The 22,766-nt window shown below is 56.6% G+C and carries 16 protein-coding genes and 1 pseudogene; 3 read left to right on the forward strand and 14 right to left on the reverse strand.

Annotated features, from left to right (window positions below; genetic code table 11):
- Positions 1–120 precede the first annotated feature (120 nt).
- The 10 genes and pseudogenes from MWC30_RS09530 to MWC30_RS09570 all read right to left on the reverse strand — a co-directional run bounded on the left by MWC30_RS09530 (position 121) and on the right by MWC30_RS09570 (position 13,088).
- Positions 121–1,674 carry a lipopolysaccharide biosynthesis protein gene (locus MWC30_RS09530; RefSeq protein ID WP_244083939.1) on the reverse strand — a complete coding sequence of 518 codons (1,554 nt, stop codon included), beginning with the start codon at positions 1,672–1,674 and terminating at the stop codon, positions 121–123.
- A gap of 49 nt (positions 1,675–1,723) precedes the next feature.
- Entirely contained in the window at positions 1,724–3,937 is a 2,214-nt protein-coding gene (locus MWC30_RS09535) for a right-handed parallel beta-helix repeat-containing protein (protein ID WP_244083940.1), read from the reverse strand.
- A 2-nt stretch (positions 3,938–3,939) separates the two neighbouring features.
- Positions 3,940–4,949: pseudogene (locus MWC30_RS22920) on the reverse strand (NAD-dependent epimerase/dehydratase family protein).
- 153 nt (positions 4,950–5,102) lie between these two features.
- Positions 5,103–5,435, reverse strand: coding sequence for a type II toxin-antitoxin system PemK/MazF family toxin (locus MWC30_RS22925; protein ID WP_368860827.1), 333 nt, complete (start codon positions 5,433–5,435; stop codon positions 5,103–5,105).
- The gene (locus tag MWC30_RS09545) at positions 5,425–5,625 is read right to left on the reverse strand and encodes a DUF2281 domain-containing protein (RefSeq protein WP_244083941.1); all 201 of its coding nucleotides are present in this window, start codon (positions 5,623–5,625) and stop codon (positions 5,425–5,427) included. The genes MWC30_RS22925 and MWC30_RS09545 overlap by 11 nt, the downstream gene beginning before the upstream one ends.
- Positions 5,626–6,027: 402 nt before the next feature.
- Positions 6,028–7,053: a GDP-L-fucose synthase gene (locus tag MWC30_RS09550; protein WP_244083942.1), complete on the reverse strand. Its 1,026-nt coding sequence runs from the start codon at positions 7,051–7,053 to the stop codon at positions 6,028–6,030.
- 33 nt (positions 7,054–7,086) lie between these two features.
- Positions 7,087–8,175: a GDP-mannose 4,6-dehydratase gene (gene gmd, locus MWC30_RS09555; protein WP_244083943.1), complete on the reverse strand. Its 1,089-nt coding sequence runs from the start codon at positions 8,173–8,175 to the stop codon at positions 7,087–7,089.
- 73 nt (positions 8,176–8,248) lie between these two features.
- A complete protein-coding gene (locus tag MWC30_RS09560; protein ID WP_244083944.1) occupies positions 8,249–9,256 on the reverse strand; it encodes a hypothetical protein in 1,008 nt (335 codons plus the stop codon).
- Between the two features lie 568 nt (positions 9,257–9,824).
- The gene (locus tag MWC30_RS09565; RefSeq protein WP_244083945.1) at positions 9,825–11,513 is read right to left on the reverse strand and encodes a nucleotide sugar dehydrogenase; all 1,689 of its coding nucleotides are present in this window, start codon (positions 11,511–11,513) and stop codon (positions 9,825–9,827) included.
- A 135-nt stretch (positions 11,514–11,648) separates the two neighbouring features.
- Positions 11,649–13,088: a mannose-1-phosphate guanylyltransferase/mannose-6-phosphate isomerase gene (locus MWC30_RS09570; protein ID WP_244083946.1), complete on the reverse strand. Its 1,440-nt coding sequence runs from the start codon at positions 13,086–13,088 to the stop codon at positions 11,649–11,651.
- A gap of 375 nt (positions 13,089–13,463) precedes the next feature.
- On the opposite strand from MWC30_RS09570, the gene MWC30_RS09575 reads away from it, so the two are divergent.
- From MWC30_RS09575 to MWC30_RS09585, 3 genes are all read left to right on the forward strand, one after another.
- A complete protein-coding gene (locus MWC30_RS09575; protein WP_244083947.1) occupies positions 13,464–13,880 on the forward strand; it encodes a hypothetical protein in 417 nt (138 codons plus the stop codon).
- 704 nt (positions 13,881–14,584) lie between these two features.
- Positions 14,585–15,916 carry an MFS transporter gene (locus MWC30_RS09580; protein WP_244083948.1) on the forward strand — a complete coding sequence of 444 codons (1,332 nt, stop codon included), beginning with the start codon at positions 14,585–14,587 and terminating at the stop codon, positions 15,914–15,916.
- Between the two features lie 205 nt (positions 15,917–16,121).
- Positions 16,122–17,501, forward strand: coding sequence for a serine/threonine-protein kinase (locus tag MWC30_RS09585; RefSeq protein WP_244083949.1), 1,380 nt, complete (start codon positions 16,122–16,124; stop codon positions 17,499–17,501).
- A gap of 198 nt (positions 17,502–17,699) precedes the next feature.
- On the opposite strand, the gene MWC30_RS09590 is transcribed toward MWC30_RS09585, so the two are convergent.
- From MWC30_RS09590 to MWC30_RS09605, 4 genes are all read right to left on the reverse strand, one after another.
- Positions 17,700–18,278 carry a GNAT family N-acetyltransferase gene (locus MWC30_RS09590; protein WP_244083950.1) on the reverse strand — a complete coding sequence of 193 codons (579 nt, stop codon included), beginning with the start codon at positions 18,276–18,278 and terminating at the stop codon, positions 17,700–17,702.
- 41 nt (positions 18,279–18,319) lie between these two features.
- On the reverse strand, positions 18,320–19,081 hold the full coding sequence (locus MWC30_RS09595) for a metallophosphoesterase (protein WP_244083951.1): 762 nt from the start codon (positions 19,079–19,081) through the stop codon (positions 18,320–18,322).
- A gap of 73 nt (positions 19,082–19,154) precedes the next feature.
- Positions 19,155–21,881, reverse strand: coding sequence for a DEAD/DEAH box helicase (locus MWC30_RS09600; RefSeq protein WP_244083952.1), 2,727 nt, complete (start codon positions 21,879–21,881; stop codon positions 19,155–19,157).
- A 189-nt stretch (positions 21,882–22,070) separates the two neighbouring features.
- Positions 22,071–22,733, reverse strand: coding sequence for a response regulator transcription factor (locus MWC30_RS09605; RefSeq protein WP_244083953.1), 663 nt, complete (start codon positions 22,731–22,733; stop codon positions 22,071–22,073).
- Positions 22,734–22,766: the final 33 nt, after the last annotated feature.

A 22,766-nucleotide genomic window follows, 5' to 3' on the forward strand; every position in this document is an offset into this window, starting at 1 on the left:
TTGATGCAAATGAAATACGAACAACCACGGAAGGCCTCATAAGTCCATCAACTGTCTCAAATCTGCTATGGATATTTTGTTCAAGAGAATCATGCATCGCTCCTATTTCAATATGTCTCGCTATGAAGCCATCGATACTTTGTGGCCGCGCACATTGCGCCTGAATTGTTTAGCCACGCCAAAGACACTTTCTCTACCCATCGGTATCGATAAGACTGCCAGACCGTAGATCGTCATGCCCGCAATTCCGCTGAGAATAATTACCCTCAAATTCGCATAAAGCGAAAGATCAAACACATTAACGTCATGCAGGACAAGGCCCTTAAGCCAAATCATGAATGCTACCATGATAAGTGTCGCAAGTGCGGGACTATAAATGGCAAGCATCCCATCCCGGATGGTTACCGGGGTTCCTTTAAGGCACCAGGCGACCGTAAAAGGTATAAGCAGGCAAAATGATATTCCATAACCGGCCGCCACGCCAACAATCCCCCAGTGAAGCCCGACTACAATTCCTAAAACGGTTACGACCGACTGAACAATACCAAAATGGAAGTAGCGGCGAGAAAAGCCCATGGACAGCAATGGAAGGGCTGTTCCGGCCTGAACAGCGGCTTGAATAAATCCAACCGCCGCCAACACCTGGAAAACATCCACTGCCCCAAGCCATTGCTTTCCGAGCATCAGCAGAATGATATTATTAGCGAATACAAGCATAAACCCAACGAGAGGCATGCTTAGAGCTGCAATAATGAATATGATCTTTCGATAGTAGTTGCGATAACTTTCATGATCGTTTCGGATTGCACATAAAGCTGGCACCGACACGTCGTTGATTGGACTACGGATTTGGCTGATCGGCATGAGGAAGAGATTGTAAGCCCTGGAATAAAGGCCTAAGGCATCGGCGCCGATGAAACGGCCGATCAGGATATTGTCGGCATTGCGGGAGAAATAATTAATAAAGTTAAATGCGGTCACATGGCCACCGAACTTGAGCATGTTGCGCACGCCGGTTCCCCGATGCATCCGCCCCGGAATCCATGGGCAGAAAAGAAAAGTAAGCAGCGAGCCGGCCAATGCATTCGCCAGTGTGCCACCGACCAACGCCCAGTAACGCCAGCCAAGCAATGCTAGACCGATCGTCACAATCAGGGTGATGATTTGCGAGACGATCTGGATGCTGGCCAGGGTGCCGAAGCGCATGTGGCGTCTCTGTAGAGCCTGATGCTGGATCGTTAGCCCACTGAGGATGAACGAAAGGGAGAGTGCTGCGGTGACGGTGGTCAATTCCGGCTTGCTGTAAAACCAGCCGATCAACGGTGAAGCAGCTAGAATACACAGGCCGAGGCCGACGCTGATCAGGACGTTGAGCCAGAAGAGGGTGCTGATTTGCTCGTGTGTGATCTCTTCCCTCTGCACAGTAGCCATGGAAAGTCCGGCGGTCTTGAACATCGCGGCGAAGTTAACGACGACTGTGACCATGCCGACCAGACCATAGTCGACTGGCGTGAGCAGTCGGGCCAAGACCACTGTGCTTGCGATACGCAGGAGGAACTGTACAGCTTGGGAACCCAGAGTGACCATGCCGCCGCGGACGGATTTCCGCGAGAGATCACGCGTCAGGTGGCCGGATTGAAAGAGTGTTTCACGAGTCAGAGTGGTCCACTTCATGGATCTCTTTCCTGGACAGGGTGGGAAGGCGTATTGTCTTTACCGCATTCTAAACAGAGTGCAGTGATTTAACGGAGAACAACTGAATAAGGGTGTCGAGATCGCTCATATGATTCCAGTTCGGGTCCGGTTTGCCTTCCGGCCGCACGGAATCAACAGTGGGCCAGCTTGCGCGGTCGGCATCCTCATAGAGCCCCATCATATCGAGCGGCAGAGGTTTGAATCCGAGGGCGAAGGCGGGCGAGTCCTTTTTTAGCGCAAAATCGGTTGCCTTAGGGGATGGGTTGTCCCTGGCTTTGTCCGGTGTGGTCAGATTTGGGTTCTGGTTGTCCATGTTGTTCTTGAACGTAATGTATTTGATGATTTCTTTCGGATAATCTTTCCAATCCGGGCCATAGAAAATATTGCGGGCAATGAGGTTGCCTTTGGGCGCGGCGGGGTCATCCTGGAGGATATCCGAAAGATTGGGATATTTTTTCTTCCATAAGGCATTGGTATAGGGCATTGCTATGAGCCGCTCAGTCATAGTCTTATCGACGGATGGCCCTGCCCAGTTCTGTGCACGGTTGTCGATGTGGAGGGCTTTGGGACAGTCGACGAAGAGATTGTTCTCGTATACGTTGTCGCGGCCGCCGCCGATAAAGGCCGCACGATAGACCCGGTAAAAAAGATTGCCGTAGATGTGTGTGCCGCAAAACATGTCGTCAAGATAAACGCCAACGGACCCCCGGCCTTCAAAACCCGTTACATCGTGCATGAAGTTGTAGCGAATGACCGTCCCTCGTTGCGTCCAGTCCCGTCCAGCGTAGATGGCGCCGGCGTCGCTGGATTCGTAGCACACGCTGTGGATTTCGTTGTATTCTATAATGTGATCGTTGCCACCGAAGATAATGGCGATGTGGGGCGCGTTGTCGATCAGGTTGTGAGAAGCGCGATTCCCGACGCCTTTCAATGAAATGCCGGGATTGAGCATGCGGTACCATCGCGCGTAGTCATGGATGTGGTTGTTGTCCGCAAATAGTTTGGCCGGAGTGAGGGTTTTGCGATCACCCCCCTTGAGCACCATGCCGCCGCCACCAACGTCGTAGATGTCGCAGCCGATCACACCGATGTCTGTGCCATCATCCACTCTTACCGCAGTTCCGCCGGAATTGCGGATGATGCAAGCCTCGATGCGGTCATGTTCGCCGCCCTCGATGATGATGTCCGTATTGCGCACGCCTTCCACAACAAAACCTCGGAGCGTGCAATTGGATACGTTGTTCATCTTCACAGCCTCGGGAAGGAGAGAGACGAATGCCTCGGCGTTTTCCGGCGGGGAAGGCGGCCAGAAATAGAGTATGCCGTTTTCCCGATCAAGATACCATTCTCCTGGCGTATCGATTTCACATAAAAGGTTCAGGGCGTAATACCATTGGCCTTTCCGGTAGCCGTAGACATGGTAAGGCTTCTCAACTTCGATGATGTGTTCACCTGGATCGATGCTTTTGACCCGCTGATACTCGGAGGACCAGTCACAAGACCAATAGCCGTTGAGCCAGGCATCCTTTTCATGAATCCAGCGGCTGGGCCGGTCGCCTTTATAAACCCACCGGCCAATGAGAGCACGGTTAGTTCCACGAATATCGAACTCTTCGCCGCCCCGTAAATCGACAATGCGCGTGAAGCCTTCATTGGGCCAGCGGGCAATCTGCATCGGTTTGCCGTTGAAGAACAGTTCCAAACCGCCTCCTTCGACAGGGCCATAATCCGTAATGCCCTGGGACTTGAGAGCGATCTCATATACTTTGCTGCGAGCCGCTTCGTCCAGTCGCTTGAGCGTGGCCTCGTCGGTGACCGGTTTGAAGCCCGTGATGATGTGCCCAGCCATTAGCCGTGCGCTGCCGGTCTTTTCAGCGAGATACGTGATGGGAGCATCTGTCGTGCCCGAATCCTCATCTGTTAGCGTAAAAGGCTCTCTGAGAAAGTACGTGCCTTCGGCGACGTGGACTGTAACACCGCCTTCGGGCAGTTCACCGGTTTTTTTTATCGCGCGAATGGCGTCCCGGGCGCGCTCCAGCGTTGCGAAGGGGCCGGCGTCGCCCGATGGGGGGATGGATGCCCTTTGACCGTTCCATGCGTCGTTTCCACCAGGAGAGACGTAAAGATCCGCGGCAGGAGCCCCCGTAGCCAACACTCCGGAAACAAGAACCATAGCGAACAAAAAGGGTACGATTACGTTTCGATGCTCTGACATGCCAAGCCTTTCTAGTAATAAAAACATCCTTACAAGTACCATTTAGCTGCCAGTTCAAGACCATCGCGTACGGAAAAGTGTGGTTGATAACCAAGCAGTTTTTCAGCCTTACCGATATCTGCCAGCGAATGCCGTACATCACCGGGGCGAAAATCACGGTCTATCGGTTTCACCGCTGCAGCTTCAGGTTTGGTCTTCACTACGAGCGCCTGGATCGACTGAAAAAGTTGGTTCAGCGTGGTGCGACGGCCAAAGGCCACGTTGTAAACCTGGACGGGAGCATCCGGGTTTTCGGTGGTGGCGGTCAGGATGTTCGCCTGTACGCAGTTGTCGATGTAACAGAAGTCCCGGCTGGTTTCACCGTCTCCGTGAATATAAACCGGACCGCCGGCCAGGATCCCGGCGAACCACTTAGGAATCACCGCGGCGTATGCTCCGTTGGGGTCCTGGCGGGGGCCGAACACGTTGAAATACCGCAGGCCGATGTTCTTGAAGCCGTAGGCACGGCCAAGGCATCGGCATAGAGTTCATTCACGTACTCGGCCCCCGCCAAGGGAGACAAGGGGTTGCCGCTCTTGTTTTCCCGCTCGGGAAGATCCGGATGATCTCCATAAGTGGAACTCGAGGCTGCGTAGACGAAACGCTTGACACTAGCGTCGCGGGCCGCTGTGAGCATGTTGAGAACCCCGGTGATATTGGAGGCATTTGTCGAAATCGGATCTTCAATGGACCGCGGCACGGAACCGAGGGCGGCCTGGTGGAGGACGTAGTCGACGCCGGCGCATGCGCTGCGGCAGGTTTGGAAATCGCGGATGTCGCCTTCAAGAAAAGTGAAGCGTTGCCAGTGGGCGGCTGAAACGCTCTGCCGCACTTCGTCCAAGTTGTGTGGATGTCCTGTGGCGAAATTATCCAGGCCGATCACGGTTTGATCGAGCTTGAGCAGGGCTTCCAGGAGGTTGGAGCCGATGAACCCGGCCACCCCGGTGATGAGCCAGGTTTTGGGAGTATGCGTAAGAGATTGGATGATTTGGTCGTACATACTCTAAGAGCCTTGGAATTGAGAGGAAATTTCGAAACAAATGCAATGCCGAAGATGCTGAATCTTCCGAAGAGGTTTTGTCAACGGCCGTCAGCATGTATCGATGTGTAGTTCATTGTATAAGAGGGAAAATTCTCCAGCCACTGGAGGATGTTATCGGCATCCAATGCCTCTGCACATTACCCGCATCGCTTCATGAAATACTTCAGCCTTCAGTGTCCCATAGCCTCCCGCGATGTCTTCTTGTTGCAGAGTGAACACCTTATCGCAACGAATCCAACTCGGTTTGGGAAGGCGGCCCGAGGCCATGGACTGCTCGTCAATCGGAACAATCCAGCCTTGTGCAGGGACTGAAGTGACCGCAAGTCCAATGAAGTCGCCGTGGTGATCCGGGGAGGTGATCACTAAGACCGGTCTCCGCTTCTTTGTCCTCAGATCCGAATAGGGAAAAGGTATGCCGACGAGATCACCGGGGTTACAGTTCATTCCAAACCTCGTCCTCCGGGTTATCCCAAATTCGGTTCATCACCGGTTGTTGTGCGGTTTTTAAAGAATCACCGGTGGAATCCCTCAGCGCGTGTTTGAATTGAAGGTACTGGATGAAGTCAAGCACCTCATAAGCCAGATTCTCCGGAAGACGGTTGGCTTCACGGCAGATGACTTCTGCAATGTTCATGGGATTCTCCTTAGAGAGGCTAATAATGCTGACTGGGTGCTGAAAGACGTTGATTTTTATGATTTATAAGGATTACCATATATTTTGTCACATTGTTTCAAGAATTTCATTGAATTTTCGCAGGAGGTCGACCGTTGTTGCTTTCTTGAAGAGTATTTTGAGTAAGGAAGGATACTCCATGCCGTTTATATTTCTCGAAATAGAAGAAGGAACGATTTCAAACCGGGCTGCGATGATTTCGATGATATTTTCGCACACTTTGTATTGTAACCAAAGTGAGCTTCCAGTGTAAATGGCCTTCTGTATCGCCGGTGGTTTCCAGCGATCCGTCTGCGTCCCGGCATCCTGCCTGGCGGGTAGATGGGATCGGACCGAACCGACACATCAAGTATATCGAGCAATTCAGCTCAGCCGCGCCTGCGCCTCATTTTTTAGAAACCACGCATAGGTGCTGCGGATGCCTTCCTCCAGCCCGATCTGTGCGGTCCACCCCAGAGCCGCGAGCCGGGAGACATCCAGGAGCTTGCGTAGCGTCCCATCGGGTTTGGACGCGTCAAAGATCAGCGCTCCCGTGTAGCCCACGGCATTGGCCACGGTTTCGGCCAGTTCGCGGATGGACACATCCTGCCCGGTCCCCACGTTGACAAAGCAGGGTCTGGGGTAGGAGAGCAGTTCGCGCTGCAGCACGTCATCGGGCAGGTTCATGACGAAAAGGCAGGCTTCGGCCATGTCGTCCACGTGCAAAAATTCGCGCATGGCCTTGCCTGTTCCCCACACGGTGACCTGTTGGGCGCGGTTTTGGCGCGCCTCATGAAAGCGGCGCAAAAGGGCGGGCAACACATGGGAATTTTGTGGATGAAAATTATCGCCGGGCCCGTAGAGGTTGGTCGGCATGACCGCCACAAAGCGCGTGCCGTACTGGCGGTTATAGGACTCGCAGGTCTTGATCCCGGCGATCTTGGCCAGGGCGTAAGGCTCGTTGGTCGGCTCCAGGGGACCCGTGAGCAAGTGCTCCTCGCGCATGGGCTGCGGGGCCAGTTTGGGGTAGATGCACGACGAACCCAGAAAGAGGAGCCGACTGACCCCGCATTCGTAGGCCCCGTGAATGATGTTGGACTGTATGACCAGGTTTTCGTGGATAAAGGACGCCGGATACGTGTTGTTGGCGTGGATTCCACCCACCCTGGCTGCGGCCAGGAAAACATGGGCGGGGCGTTCGCGGGTGTAAAACTCCCTTACGGCCTGCTGATCCAGCAGGTCCAGGGGCACGAGGCGCACGCGCTCTTCGTCCCCGGCATCCAGGGGCGGCCTGGAGCGGTGGATGGAACCGACAATATTTTCAAAGCCCTGAGCCACCAGGGCGCGCACGAGGGCGCTGCCAACCATCCCGGCGGCTCCGGCAACGAAGATTTTTTCCTTAGGATTCATGATTTTTTTTCGACCATCTGCTGCGGCATATCCCTATTCCTGCGGGGTGTTGACAGCAAATCCCGCCCGAAGGCACAGCTCTTCTTTTTTAGCCTCTTCCAGATCGGCCCGGACCATCTCACGCACCAGTTCCTCGAAGCCGACCTTGGGAGACCATCCCAGCTTGACTTTGCCCTTGGACGGGTCGCCGAGCAGTGTCTCCACTTCTGTTGGCCGGAAATAGCGGGGGTCCACGGAGACCACGGTCTTGCCGTTGGCCAGGTTCACGCCGCGCTCATCCACGCCCTCGCCTTCGAAGGCGAGGGCCAGGCCCAGCTCCCTGGCCGCGGTCTGTACGAATTCCCGTACCGAATGCTGGTCCCCTGTGGCGATGACATAATCGTCCGGCGCTTCTTGCTGCAGCATGAGCCACTGCATCTCCACATAATCCCGGGCATGGCCCCAGTCCCGCCGGGCGTTCAAGTTGCCCAGGTAGAGGCAGTCCTGCAGGCCCAGGTAAATGCGGGCCAGGGCGCGGGTGATCTTGCGGGTGACGAAGGTTTCGCCGCGCAGGGGGGATTCGTGGTTGAAGAGGATACCGTTGCACCCGTAGATTCCGTAGGCCTCGCGGTAGTTGACCGTGATCCAGTAAGCGTAGAGCTTGGCGCAGGCATAGGGGGAGCGTGGATAAAAAGGGGTTTTTTCGGTCTGAGGGACTTCCTGTACCATGCCGTACAGCTCCGAAGTGGAGGCTTGGTAGAAACGGGTTTTCCTTTCCAGTCCCAGGATGCGGATGGCTTCCAGGAGGCGCAGGGTGCCCAGGGCATCGGCGTTGGCGGTGTACTCGGGAGATTCGAAAGAGACATGAACGTGGCTCTGCGCCGCCAGGTTGTAGATCTCGTCGGGTTGGACCTCCTGGATGATGCGGATCAGGTTGGTGGCATCGGTGAGGTCTCCGTAGTGAAGAATGAACCGGCGGTTTTCCACGTGAGGATCTTCGTAGAGATGGTCGATCCGCTGGGTATTGAAGGAGGAGGCGCGGCGCTTGACACCGTGGACGGTGTATCCTTTTTCGAGCAGGAATTCGGCGAGATAGGCGCCGTCCTGGCCGGTGATGCCGGTAATGAGAGCCGATTTGTGCATATTTTTCCTTTGGAACGCTGAGGACGCTGACGGTGCGCTGAAGAACGCTGATTTTTAAACAAGCTTTAAGACATTACTCTTTGTTTTGCTGCATTGCTTCAAGGATTTCCTTGAATTTTTGCAGGGAGTCGACGGTTGCCGCTTTCTTGAGGAGCATCTTGAGGAGGGAATGATCCTCCATGGCATTTATGCTTCTTGAAATAGAAGCAGGAACGATTTCAAATCGGGCTTCCAGGATTTCGACAATACTTTCGCGCGAGCTTTGGAGAAGTCCCTGCTGGATTCCCTCTTGAATTCCCTTTTGAATTCCCTTTTGTATTCCCCTGCGTTCGACACTGGTGACATAAGGCATCTTCATGTCCTCCTCATATTGTTTGAGGGCTTCCGTGAAACTGGATTCAATATCCTCCGGAAGTACCATGAGCCAGTCGATGAAACGGAAAAGCTCCAAAACATCTTCCCTGGTGTAACCCCGATGATAGAGCATTTTAACCAGGGTGAGCTTCCAGTGCAAACGGCCTTCTGCATCGCGGTATGTAGCCTGGGTTTTGAGGTGTGTCATCACGATGACGGCAAAGGGGTTGAGGCTTTGTTCCAAATCATTCCACTGAGCATTGTAATCCAGGAGTTTGACGGCGGGAAACTCGAGGTGCACCCTGCAGCCCCAAAGGTCGTAACCAAATCCGCCGGGCCGCCAGGTGGGATGGGTGTCCGCCAACACTGCAAGAGTCACCACCTTACGATCGTACCGGTCGAAAAGGCGGTAGTTGTAGACGTACATGCGTTTGGCGAATTCCCGGTCCACCTGCCCCTGCACTTCCACATGCACCAGTACCCAAGCCTCTTCGCCGTCCCTACTCCAGACCTTGACCAATTTATCCGCCAGGCGGCGGCCCAGTTCGGCATCCCGCACCACCTGCTGGAGCTCTTTATCGAGAAATTCATAACCCATGGCCCAGTCAATCCCGGCATAAGCCTCGGGGAAGAAAAAGGAGATGAATTCCTCAAAGTAATGCTCCAGCACCTCTTTCCAGGCACTATCGTAGTCGGTTTGGGGCTGCGTCATGGAGGGGGCTTGCATTGTGGGTTTCCGGATGGCTATCGGGAGTGTCGGTTGGCAGGCTGGGCGTTTTCCTTTTTGGGGGACGCTGAAGACGCTGACGGGGCGCTGAAGAACGCTGATGTCTGGAAAATGACGGTGTGAGGTTTTTCCCTTTACTTACAGCTCCGCCAACTCGGTTACATGCCCGACCGTTGGTGTTTCGGTTCCAGTGGAAGAGCAAGGGATGTGCCAGTTTTGGGGCAGCCCTGCTCTACAGAACCGGGTCCGGCCTGGAATGGCGGCCGCTGCAAGGGTTGCTTTTCTTGACAGGGGCAGGAGGGATGGGTGGCCGGCGGGGGATAGTTGGGGCTGTGGACTGGACTGGCGGCAAGGTGGGGAGGATATTGCGTCAAGCTGCTGACGTTTTGTGGGATTGGAGAGGGGGAATTATCGGGTTGTGGCGTGAGTGCGTTGGATAATTGACGGGGAAGGGGGGGACGCTGGGGACGCTGACAGACGCTGATAAAAGCTCTATAGATAAAAAGTCAGCGTTTTTCAGCGCCCCGTCAGCGTCTTCAGCGTTCTGTGCTCGACTGACAGACTAATTCTACTGCCGGTGCCGCACGTCGTCCTTGATGCGCTTGATGTGGCCGCGTCCGAGGCCCTTCACTTCACAGCCCAGCTCGAAGAATTCCCTGATTTTCTCATCGTCCAGGATGCCGAAGCAGTCCACGACGGCCACGGGGCGCGCCGTCATTTCCACGACGGATCGGGGAGACAGGGTACGGTAAGGTTCGTGACGAACGGCCAGGACGACGGCGTCCGCTCCCTTCAGCGTGGTCGCCATGTCCTGGGAAATACGCAGGTCGGCGAGCTTTTCCTGGTTGCGAAAGAAGCGTGCCCAGGAATGGCCGGGGGCGGGGTAGCTGTCCTGCTTTTCGAATTCCCACCAGTGCTGGACGTAGGGGTCGTGAACCGCCACGTCTCCCCCCATTTCCGTCAGCTTGCGCACGATGAGCTCCGAACCGCTGTAGCGTGTGTCGCCCACGTCTTCCCGGTAGGAAGCGCCAAGGAGGGCGATCTTGCTTGCAGCCACGATCTTTCCCATGTTGCGCAGGGCGTCCCGGACGAGCTGAGCGACGTGAAGGGCGCGCGTGTCGTTGATGTCGATGGCCTGAGGAGTGAGCTTGAAAATGTCGTCCTCAAAGCCCATGAGGGTTTGGTAGGCCCAGACCCCCAGGCCGCCGTCCTTCGGCAGGCAGTAGCCGCCGATCCCGGGGCCCGGAAAGATCATGTTGGAATGGGTGGGACGCACCTTGATGGCTTCGATGACCTTGATGAGGTCTACGCCGTTGCGCTCGGCGAACAGGCTCCATTCATGCAAAAAGGCGAGGATGGTGGCCCGGTAGGAATTCTCGACGATCTTGCAGGTTTCGCTCTCGATGGGGCGGTCCAGCACCGTCAGGGGGTACTTTTCCACGTTGAGCACGTCCGAGAGGAATTCCCGGACCCGTCGGCGCGAGGTTTCGTTGATGCCGCTGCAGACCCTCCAGAAGTCCCGGATGGAGGCCACGTAGTTGCGGCCGGGCATGACCCGTTCGTAGGAGTGAGCCAGAACAGGCTCCACCTCGGGCAGTCCGCGCGCTTCGAAGGCCTTCTTGAGGATGGGGTAGGCGATGTATTCCGTCGTGCCGGGGGGGACGGTGGTTTCGATGAGCACGAGGCATTCGGGCCGGACGCATTCTCCCAGGGTGTGGAGGCTGTCTTCCAGGGCGGCGATTTCGGCCCTTCCCTGGCGGACGTTCCCGAGGGTCTCCTTGAAGTAGTCGCACTGTACGTCCACGACGACGACATCGGCCAAGGAAAGGGCATCGTGGGTGAAAGTCGCCGTGAGGGTCTTCTTTTCCAGCACGCAGCGCCGGATGAGGGGTTCCACCTCGGGGTCTTCCGCCTGGACGGGGGCAATCCCGCGGTTGAGGTAGGGTATCTTCCAGTAGGAGCGGGGAGACGGGCGCTGCATGCCGATGACGAACTTGCTGGGTTCACCGGTTTGGCGGTCTACGGAGTCGGCCACGACTCCGGCCATGACGGCGCCCACAAAGCCCACGCCCATGACGACGACGATTTCGCGCCCCTTCAGGCGCTGTTCCTGCACCAGTTTTTGAAGGCGTTTGAATTCCCGGTCGTAGTCTTCCTGCTGGGGAAGGGGAAATGCCTCACCGGCGGGGCAGGTGGAAATTGGTACCTCGCTGTGGGGATCACTGTTGGTGCTGGTGCTGAGAGCCGATTTTGACATAGGTTCTTTCCTTTGGACGCTGAGGACGCTGACGGAGCGCGGACGAACGCTGATTAAAGAATTTTACAGATAAAAAGTCAGCGTTTTTCAGCGCTCCGTCAGCGTCCTCAGCGTTCCCTGTCTTTATCTTTATCTCTATCTTCCGTAGACATCTTCCAATCGGACGATGTCGTCTTCTCCCAAGTAGCTTCCCGTCTGCACCTCGATGAGCTCCAGGGGGATTTTTCCCGGATTTTCCAAGCGGTGCTTCGTGCCGAGAGGAATATAGGTGCTCTGGTCTTCACTCAGGAGGATGACCTCGTCGCCCCGCGTGATGCGGGCCGTTCCCTTCACCACCACCCAGTGCTCCGCCCGGTGATGATGGAGCTGCAGGGAAAGGGTCGCTCCCGGATTCACCGTGATCCGTTTCACCTGAAACCTGGCGCTGCAGTCGATGCATTCATAGGATCCCCAGGGGCGGTAGACGCGGGGATGCACGACCGTTTCCTCCCGTTTGGCGGAATTGAGCCGCTGCACGATGGCTTTGACATCCTGCCCCCTCTCGAGGGAAGCGACCAGGATGGCGTCCTTCGTCTCCACCACCACGTGATTTTCCATCCCCACGGCGGCGATGAGCCTGCTGCTGGAATGGAGGTAGCAGTTGTGGACATCTTCCACCATGACATCGCCGATGAGCACGTTGCCCTGGTCGTCCTTGTTGAGCACTTCATGGAGGGAGGGCCAGGATCCCACATCGCTCCACCCGATATCCTGGAGGGGGATCACCACGGCTCTGGAAGTCCTCTCCATGACGGCGTAGTCGATGGAATCGCCGGGGCAGGCTTGAAAAGACGGCGGATCCAGGCGGAGAAAGTCGAGGTCCCGCTTGGCCAGGCTGAAGGCATCCCTGCAGGCTTCCAGCACTGCCGGAGCGAACTGCTCCACCTCGTCCAGGTAAGTGGAGGCCTGGAACATGAACATGCCGCTGTTCCAGAAGTAGTCCCCCGAATCCATGTAGGAACGGGCCGTCTCCAGGTCGGGCTTTTCGACGAAGCTGCTGACGGAATAGGCGTCAGGGCCTCCATTCTGGGGGGCGCTGGGCGCGTCGGGTTTTTGACCTCTCTGGATATAGCCGTAGCCCGTCTCGGGACGCTCCGGGGTGATGCCGAACGTGATCAGGAAGCCGGCTTCTGCCAGCAGGCTCCCTGCCTCGACCGCCGTTGCGAAGGAGTCGCTCTGGCGGATCATATGGTCGGCCGGCAGGATGAGGAGTGTGGGGTCTTCCCCGCCCGTCATGGCCTCGAGGGCGGCCACTGCTGCGGCAGGCGCCGTGTTGCGGCCGACGGGCTCCAGGATGATGGCCGACGCGGGCGTGTCGATGGCCTGGAGCTGTGCGGCCACCATGAATCGATGGTTTTCATTGCAGACCACGATGGGAGAGGCTACGCCGGGAATGTCGCGCAGCCTGAGGACCGTCGACTGCAGGAGAGAAAATTCCCCTCCCGCGATGGGCATCAGCTGCTTGGGGAAAAGCTCCCGGGACAGGGGCCATAACCTCGTGCCGGAGCCACCGGACAGAATGACGGGAATGATCATGGATTTCCTTGCCTTCCTTTTTCATTAATGCGTCACGGTAGTCTCGCAGGAAAAGAGGGCGGCCGTGACGGAATCGCATGATGGCGACAGCAAATACCGTGCCTGGTGAGAATCCGCACAGAACGATGCGTTGCCTGGATTTTGCCATGATTTCATAGCCCCCTGCCCATGGGTTGTCAAGAGTCAGCTGGATCCCCCTGGAAGTCAATGTTCTGACGATCCGTGAAGAGGGAAAGGGGTTTCATAAGCCATTATTTATTGTGATGTTATTAACAAGGAGGGAGCTTTTGTTTGACAGATGGGAGATATTTTTATAGGGAGAGAGACAAGATGTGTTTTTGACAGTCCCTTGGGGGGACGAGGAGGCGACGAAGGATGCAGGAAGGGATAACCAGGCATTTGGAGCAGTGGAAAAGGGACCTGGAGGGTGCGTGGCGGGAAATTCCCAAACCCTTTCGTAATGAGCATTCCGTGCGCAGGACGCTCCAGTGTCATCTCTTCGGCGAACTGAAGGCGGTGGGATACCGGGTCGTGGCGGACTACATGCCTCCCAGGGTCATGGACCGTGCCGTGGACCTCATCGTGCTGCAGGAAGACGGCGCCATCCTGCTGGCCCTTTGCCTGGATACCGTCGTGACCCTGGCGGCCGTCAAGAGCCTCAGCAGCTTCGAATCCGTCCACAAAGTCATTTTCACCATGGGACTCTTGGAAAAAAAAGTTCAGGAAAGCAGATTTTTTCTGAAACCGGATATCCAGCACGTTCACCTGCAACCCTTTGAAAAACCGTTTTGAATGGAGCTTCAAGAGGATCGCTCGGGGCCGCTTTTTATCTTGTGTATTTCGTAACAATCTAATTGTAATAACAAATTTGCTTTGACAGACTTCTCGGGGCTGTGTTATAAAATTCTACAGCTTGAATCAGTGGTGAATTTGGGCGTCCTTCAAGGCACTGAAAGCGTGTTGGGCGGAACGTCGCCGGGTGGAATGGAAACGCACAATGCATGTCGGGTATGAAAGGAGGTGGAGAAGTTAGCAGGTGGGTTTATCATTTTATTATTTCAGTACGATGCTCTTTTTGACTTTCTTTTCAGCAATATTACGGATGCGGTTCCGTAAGAAAATTCCAAAATCGATCCCTTCTACTCTTGATCACATGATGCACATTTTGTGTCCTTGACCGGTGGCTGCGCCTCCAAGATCGTGTGGATCTTCTTTTTCTGGTGTACGAGTTTTTAGCTGGACCCAATTTTTACTCTCTCAATAAACAACACTTTTTTTTCTCTAAATGCTTTAAAACCCCCCTTCGGCAGAGGTGGGGCCGGGGTGCAGGATCATAGAATCGTCTGCGCATGGGCAATGCGTCCGTCGATTGGATGCTGGATTGTGCCCCTGAGCTTTCCTTCGCCGGGACAAGCGGCGTTCTTCAATGTCTCCTGTCTTTCCATGGGGAAGGGGGATGTGGCCTGGTGAAAGCATTTACATTGAAGGAGGAAAACATGGCAGCAGCAGTGGACAAAGTGCCTGGAAAAGCATGGGTGGTAACCTATGCCGGTGTAGCTATCAACTTGTGTCTGGGTATACTGTATGCCTGGAGCGTGTGGAAGGCGAGCTTGCTTGCTCCGAAGGGGGTCGAGGCGGGAACTCCCATGACGGGCCTGAACGAAGGGTGGGTGTACCTTACGGATGCTCAGGCTACCTGGGCTTATGCCATTTGCGGTGTCGTTTTCGCCCTCTTCATGATTCCCGGGGGGCGTATTCAGGATAAGTACGGTGCCAAGGTCGGAGCGACGCTGGGAGGGCTCCTGCTGGCCGCCGGCTGTATCATCGCCGGACTCATGAAGAGTTATACGGGCTTGGTCATTGGCTTTGGATTGCTCGGCGGTATGGGCATGGGCATTGGTTATGCCGCTCCCACACCTGCGGCCGTGAAATGGTTCGGGCCGCACAAACGGGGGCTCATCGTCGGCCTGGTGGTGGGAGGGTATGGCGGTGCGGCCATTTATATCGCGCCCTTGGGCAAATGGCTCATTTCCCAGTATGGCATTTCCGGAAGTTTTATCACTCTGGGTATCATGTTTGCCATCGTGGTGATCATCGCCGGCCAGTTCCTGGATTGGCCGCCTGAAGGCTATGTGCCCCCGGGACCTCCCGCGGGTACCACCGTTTCCGCCGCCAAGGCCGCAAGTATGACCAAAGTGGACTGGGTGGCCTCCGACATGGTGAAGACGGTGCAATTCTACGCACTGGTCTTCATGTTCACGGGATGCTCCCAGTCGGGGCTGCTGGTCATCGCCAATGCGGCGCCCATGTTGAGTAAGACCGCTGCCACCGTGGCTTTCTTCGCAGCCAATGCGTGGATTCTTGCCGCTTACGGCGGTCTGGTGAATGCGTCCGGCCGTATCGGAACGGGTCTCTATTCCGATAAGATCGGTCGCGCCAACGCCTATATGATCAACGGCGTCATTTCCGCTGTCTGCCTCTTCTGCATGCCGGCCATCATGAAGTCGGGAAGCGTCCTGCTCCTCTTCCTGGCGGTGGGGATTGCCTACTGGCAGTATGGCGGCGGATTGTCCCTGACTCCTGCCTATGTGGCCGACTTTTTCGGAGCCAAGAACCTGGGATTCAACTACGGCCTGGTCTTCATCGGGTGGGGGCTCGCCTTCTTCGTGCCCCAGGTGGCCGGGTACATCAAGGATGCTACGGGCAGCCTGGATTATGCCTTTTATCTCTCAGGGGCCATTCTGGTCGCGGCGGTCATTGTGAGCCGCATCATTTCCCGCCCGGTTCTCGAAAGTGAAAAAACGGCTGCGCTGCAGACGACCAGGTAGCCTGTTGCTCACGACCGGGACGCTGGGATTGTGCCTCCCGGTGTGAGCGCGTTCAGCCTTTTGGACTTTTCTTATTCTCCTTGCCGGGGAAGGGGGACGAAGGGGTGAAGTCAGAGCCCTCTGACGAAAATTCACCTGCCGCCCCTTCTTCCCTGGAGGGCTTTCCCTCTTTCCCATCCCATCCTCTCGCATGAGCGCAGTCACTATGCTTTCCCAAGACGAAGGCGCCAAGGACAGTCCGCCGGTACATCACGAAAAGGTGCTGCTCGTGCATCTGGAGCCACCTGAGATCGAACGCATCGACGAACTGCTCTCTCACCTGGATGTGCCCATGGAGTCCGTCATCTTGAGCGGGATCGAAGAGTTGGGCAGGGTGGCTCAGATGGGAGAGGTTCTTCTCACCGTTTTTCGCGTGGATGGACAGCGGAAGCGGCCCGACCACGATGTGCGACTTTTGAAGCGCTCACTCCCGCGTTCGATTCCCCTCCTCCTTTTGATTCCTCCCGGACTGGCCTCCAAAGTGAAACAGTATCTCCGGGCGGGAGGCGATGAATTCTGGATCCTGCCGCTGGATTCCACGGCTTTTCCGGCCCGGTTTTATGTGCTGCTGCAGTGGGCGCAATCGGCGCGGGAGGAGAAGGCAGGAAAATCCTGGACGGAGCGGGCTGAAAAGTGGGGGCTCCACAGCCTGCGCCGGAAAATCGGAGAAGTGGGGAAGCTTGTGGTCTCCCGGATTTTTCACGCCTGCAGCGACGCAGTCCCCATGGAATCCACGGGGCCCCTGGGTGGTAAATGGACAGAAGTCCGGCGGCTGGGCGGAGGGAGCTTTGGGGACGTGTGGCTGGTCAAACAGAAGGGAACGGAGAAGCCGGCGGTCGCCAAGATCCCGCACACGCCCAAGCTCAATTTGAAATTCATGCGGGAGGCCGCTATCCTGCGGCACTTCCTGGGGCATCCCAATGTCATTCGTTTACTGGATGTGATTCAGGCCGAAGGGAAGGCAGTCCTCATTCAGGAGTTCGTTGAGGGGCGGACGCTCCAGGAGCTCCTGGAAGAGGGGTTGAGCGCCGCCCGGAAAGAAAAGGCTTTTCTGCAGCTCCTGAATGTCGTTTCCCACGCTCACGGGCACAGCATCATGCACCGTGACATCAAGCCCGAAAACATCATCATCACCGGATCCGGCACGCTGAAGCTCCTGGACTTCGGAGCGGCGAAGGATTTGTCGCGCCAGAGCATCAGCAGGACGGTGATCGGCTCCCGTCCCTACATGGCCCCGGAGCAGATCATGGGGGAAAGCCGCCTGGCCAGCGATGTGTGGGCTCTCGGTGTCCTCCTCTACGCCCTGGCGACAGGCCTGCTCCCCTTCTATTCCGACAATGAAAAGGAGCTCATGGACAGCATCCTCGAACAGGCGCCGGAGCCTCCGCGAAACCTCGAGCCGGATCTCCCTGAGGGCCTGGAAGAGATCATTCTCAAGTGCCTGGAGAGAGATTGGACCTCCCGGTATGAAAACGCCGGAGAGCTGAGCGAAGCCCTGCTGGAGCGCTTTCCCCATTTTGGAACGGGAAGGGTGCTCCCCCAGTGAGACGGTCGGCCCCACAAGGGAGAGTTTCGGTCTAAGTAACTGTCTGAAAATGCGTTTGCTTGTCATTCCGGCAGTCTTCAAGCCGGAATCCCGCCCAGCGAAAAACCTGGATTCCGGCTTGAAGACTGCCGGAATGACGCAATGAGGTGCATGCTAAGAGCGAGTGACTCAGTTCTCAGACAGCTTCTAAGTCTGGGCTCATGCAAGATGACGCCGCAGCTCCCAGCGTCGGTCGAAGTAGGCGGAGATGTCACAGGTCATGATGAGAATGTCAATGTTTTGATCCCGGGCATCCTTCACCATGCCTTCGATGACGGCTTTGCACCCGAATCCCGAATTCCTGCATGCTCGTATGGCGGCGACGGAATCGAGGGGGACTTCCGCCCAGAGTTTTTCCAGGGCCAGTTCGTGGCTCAGGCCCACCATTTCGTTGAGCATCAGGGTGGCCAGTCCCTGCCCCTGATATTCCGGGGTGATGACGACCCGGACTCTCCCGATGTGGCGCTTCCAGCCATAGGGTACCCGGTGCAGGGTCACGTCTCCTACGATTTCATCCCCCACCAAGGCGAGCATCGGCAATGCCCGCGCATAATTGATGCGCTCGGCCCAGTCATGGATGACGCGCCGGTCTTTGACGTTATGGCGTATAAAGATCAAAAGATCGTCCGGAATGATCTGGAAAAAATTATAAAGGGCCTCCTCGTCATCCTTCACCATGGGCCGAAGCGTGACCCGGGTTCCGTTCTTCAACACGCCTTCTTTGGCACCAAACATCATAGTGGGTCCCTCCCTGGGAAACTTTCGTTGAAAAAAATGATCTAAATCCCTTCCTTCAGGCGGAGCGCCAGGTATTCGGGCAGCTGCGCCTTGAGAATCTTCTTTTGAGCCTTTTCAATGTCGTAGGGGACAGCTTTGAAATGAACGATGCGCCGCTCGGGGTCAAAAACGAGATAGTGAGCCCGATTGTCGTGCTGCCTGGGTTGTCCGACGCTTCCAGGATTGATGAGATACATGGCATCGCTTTCCAGGATCATGGAAGAATAGACGGAGGAAGCCGTCACCTTTCCCCGCTGGTCTCTGATCCACAGCTTCTGGATGTGTGTGTGCCCATAGAAGCAGACATCGACGGAGGCAAATTTTTTGAGCATGAGGTTGAAGGCCCGTTTGGCCTGGAAAACGTCCAGGATGTAGCTGTCGATGCTCTCGGGCGATCCATGGCAGAACATGCAGCGATCGTTGAGAATCTTTGTAAGGGGAAAATTCCCCAGGTATTCCTTGTCAATGGGATTGAGCTGCTCTCGAACGTACCGGAGCGCTTCATGGGCCAGGACATTGAAGCCCCTGGACGAGGTGGGATCGACAATCCCGAGATCGTGGTTGCCCATGACGGAAAGGACATGGCGTTGCCTGAGGATCTGCAGGCATTCCACGGGATTGGCGTTGTAACCCACGAGGTCTCCGAGGTGGATGATGTCCTTGATGCCATCGGATTCCATGGCGTCCAGAACCGCCTCCAATGCTTCCAAGTTCCCGTGGATGTCGGAAAGGATCGCAACGGGATTTTGTAGATCCTGGCTCATGGTCTGTCGCTCATCGATGATGACTTTAAGGTTTAAAGTAATCCCTCATGCCGCTCGATCTTTCAAAACCCTTCTAATCCACCAGCACCGGTTCCTTCAAAATGAGGTCGATAGCCCGGCGCGCCGAGGCGGCGAGGCGGGGGTGCGTTTCCGAAAGCGCCTCGATCTGTCTCAGGTGCTCCGCCGTTCGCAGGATGACCATGGCCAGGTCCCCTTCGTCCATGCCGGAGATGGCCCTCACCTCGTCCCAGGTGTGTCCCATGGCCCAGTGATAGACGGTGATGAGGGCCCAGAAGGGCAGAGGGGGAATGGGGAACCCTTCGGCCTCCAGGTGCTCCCGCAGGGGCTGGAGGCTTTTCAGCATTCTGAAAAACGGGGCCGCCAGGTCGGGGTATTTCCACACCAGCGTGGAGAGCTGGATGTCTCCGGGCCGTTCCCGGTCCATGACGAAGGGGGCGAGGAGGCCCGCCAGCAGTTCGGGCTGATCGGGCGGAAAAACATTTTTTCGAATGCAGTCGGAAATGAGGAGGGGTTGATCGAGCCTCAGCTTGGAAGCCCACAGGCCGTCGTCGGTGAGGTGTCCGTCCGGGTCCACGTATTTCTCTTCCTGCAGGAGGCGCAGGTGCTGCAGGAAGGATTGCCAGAGCTGCTCCTGGATGGAGCTCAGTTGGGCCTGGCAGCTCAGGTATTTCTGAAGAGCGGACGAAAAGGGGTGCGACGTCCCTTTCTGACAGGGGCCGAAAAGGGTGCAGGTGTTGCACGGCAGCGCCGCTTTCAAATGGATCGCTCGGGTCATCTCCCGGTTGACGGCGTCCAGGGACGGAGACTGTTCCCCGGCAGACTGACGGTCCATGAGGCGGAAGGGCTCCCGGGCCAGGTCCTCGGCAAGGGCTTCCCATTCCTTGCGGGCCTTCAGGTGCGGAAGGTGCTCGAGCTTTTCCCCCAGGTGCCGGATACGGTGAAACCCCACCCGGTAGGTCCTGACCTGTCCCCGCCTCACGCGCAAAGGAGCGGCCATGCGTACGGCTTCCACGGTCTCTCGTTCCGCGTCGGGGTCGCCGACGGCGATGTAGGGGGTTCCCCGTCGGCTCAGAAAAATCCTGCCGGGAGCCAACAGGCCGGAAAGGGCATCCTGGGAAGCCTGGCGCCTCCAGAGCTTTCTGGACTTTTTGAGGCTCTCGTTGAGCACCGCGAACTGGGGACGGACTTCTTCCAGGCGTTCCAGGGATTGGCAGGCCATGTCCGGGATCCATTCCTCCAGCTGCTGCCTGGCCTTTTCAAAATCCCCGGTGACCTGGCTTTCCTGGCGGATGTTCTGATAGGTTGCCAGGGAGGACGCGAAAAGCGTTCGGATTTCCATGGGCTCATGGGAGAGCAGCAGGTTGAGGACCATGGAATGGTTGACGCGGATCTGGCTGAGAATGGGGTCCGGCGGGGATTTGAGCAGGTCGTGCACGAGCTGCGGGTCCTGGAAGTAGCCGGGCACGACCAGGGCGAACCCGATTTCATCCATGCCTCTTCGACCCGCGCGCCCCGTCATCTGGAGCAGATCGGTGGCCGAAAGGGGAAGGAATTCCTTGCCGTTGAACCGGTCGCTCTGGAAAATCACCACGGTGCGTGCCGGAAAGTTGACGCCAGCCGCCACGGTGGACGTGGAAAAGATGGCCTCCAGCCGTCCTTCCTGCATGAGCTTTTCCAGGAGCAGCTTCCAGTGGGGGAGCTGCCCGCCGTGGTGGGCCCCCACGCGTGCATTCCTCAGGATGGACAGGTGCTGATGCTGCCGCAGGAAGGGATAGGTTTGCAGCAGCTCCTCCAGGCGCTGGTGGAAGGGATCGTCCTCCCTGGCTTTGCCCCGCGCAGCTCCAGGGACCGGGCGGCAGAGGGAAATGGACTTTTCGCAGTCCGCCCGGGATTTGAGAAAAAAGATGGCCGGCAGCAGGTTGGCCCGCCGCAGGGCTTCCATCACCTTGGGAATGTTGGGAAAGTCACTTCGAGAAAAAGACCGCCTGTCCACGCTGTGGATTTTGGGAAGGATTCCCCGCCGGGTCCCCAGGGCCGTCAGCTCTCCCGAGGGGAAGAGAAAAATCGGGAAAAGGGGGACCGGCCTTTCAAAGGCGGAAACCCACCGGCAGGGTGCCCGCCGGAGCCATTCCAGCCAATCGCAGATCTGTCCGGCATTCTGGATCGTGGCTGAAAGGAGGAGGAGCCGAACGCGGGGGGGCAGGTAAATGAGGACTTCCTCCCACACGACGCCACGGTCCTTGTCCCCCAGGTAATGCGCTTCGTCCAGGACGACCAGGTCCACCTGGATATCTTCCCCCATGTGCATGGAATCATAGAGCTGATTGCGCAGGATTTCCGTCGTGCCCACGATGATGGGCGCCTGGGCGTTCTCCTTTCTGTCTCCCGTCAAAATTCCGACGTTTTCCGGGCCGAAGGTCGCTGTAAACTCTTCGTACTTGGCGTTGGAGAGGGCTTTCAGGGGGGATGCATACCAGCTTTTTCCTCCCCTTTGAAAGATCGTTTGGATGGCTTCTACGGCAATGTAGGTTTTCCCTGCCCCCGTGGGAGCGGTCACCAGGACATCGGATGCTCCCAGAGCTTCCAGCGCCTCCAGTTGAAAGGGGTCCGGGACGAAGGGACGCGGCTCGGGTACTTTGATGCGGTCTAAAACCGGGCGCAGGTTTCGGTGGATTTGAAATTCAAAGGGAGGCTGCTCCTTCCTGGAAAGGGAAAGTGTCTCTTCCCGGCTCGAGTACCGATGTTTCCTGCTGTGCCTGTCACGTGGGATAAATGCCAAAACGCTTCCTCTTCACATTCCTGCCGATGCTCCGCGGTCTGCGGAAACCGGTAAAGCGCACGGTTCCTCTTTCTGAAAAGAAGGGCTCACCCCGGCGTCATGTCTTTTTTGGGTGGAACGAGAACCATTTGTGAAAGAATTTTACACTGGTTGGAAGAAAAAACCAACGTGGCACTGCAGCACCGGCACTCAAACCTGGATCAGCTTCATCTTGATGGCGATGCGCGTCAGCTCGACCACGGAGGAGACTCCCAGTTTGCTCATGCAGTTGTATTTGTGAGATTCAACCGTTTTGGGGCTCACTCCCAGCTTGCCCGCTATCTCCTTCACCTGGTTTCCTTCGGCCAGAAGCTGCAGGACCTCCCGTTCACGTAGACTCAGTCGGTTGAAAATTTCACTCCCCTGGTTCCGGCCTTTATCCTGCCTCTGGGATTCAAAGTACCTCGACAAGACATGGGGCATCGATTTGGTGAAGTATTTTCTCCCTTTGCTGACTTCTCGGATTGCCTGCACCAGTTCCGACATGGGGTCTTCCTTCAGGACATAGCCCGATATACCGGATTGGAGCAGATCCACCAGGTACTCCGTATCCGAATACATCGTGAAGATGACGACGTGGATGCCGCCATTGAACTGCTTGATCTGCCGGGTGGCGTCGATTCCGTTGAGGTCCGGCATGGAAATATCCATGACGACGACATCCGGCTTCAATGCGCGCACCTTTTTGACCGCATCGCGGCCCTGGCGTGCTTCTCCAAGGATTTCAAATTCGGGGTAGTCTCCGAGAGTGTTCTTGATTCCCCTGCGGACCACCTGGTGATCGTCGGCTATGAAGACTCGAATTTTTTCCATACGCTACCTGCCGCGTTTCGCCAAACTCTGCTC

This window comes from Desulforhabdus sp. TSK, assembly GCF_022836495.1.
Lineage (GTDB): Bacteria > Desulfobacterota > Syntrophobacteria > Syntrophobacterales > Syntrophobacteraceae > Desulforhabdus.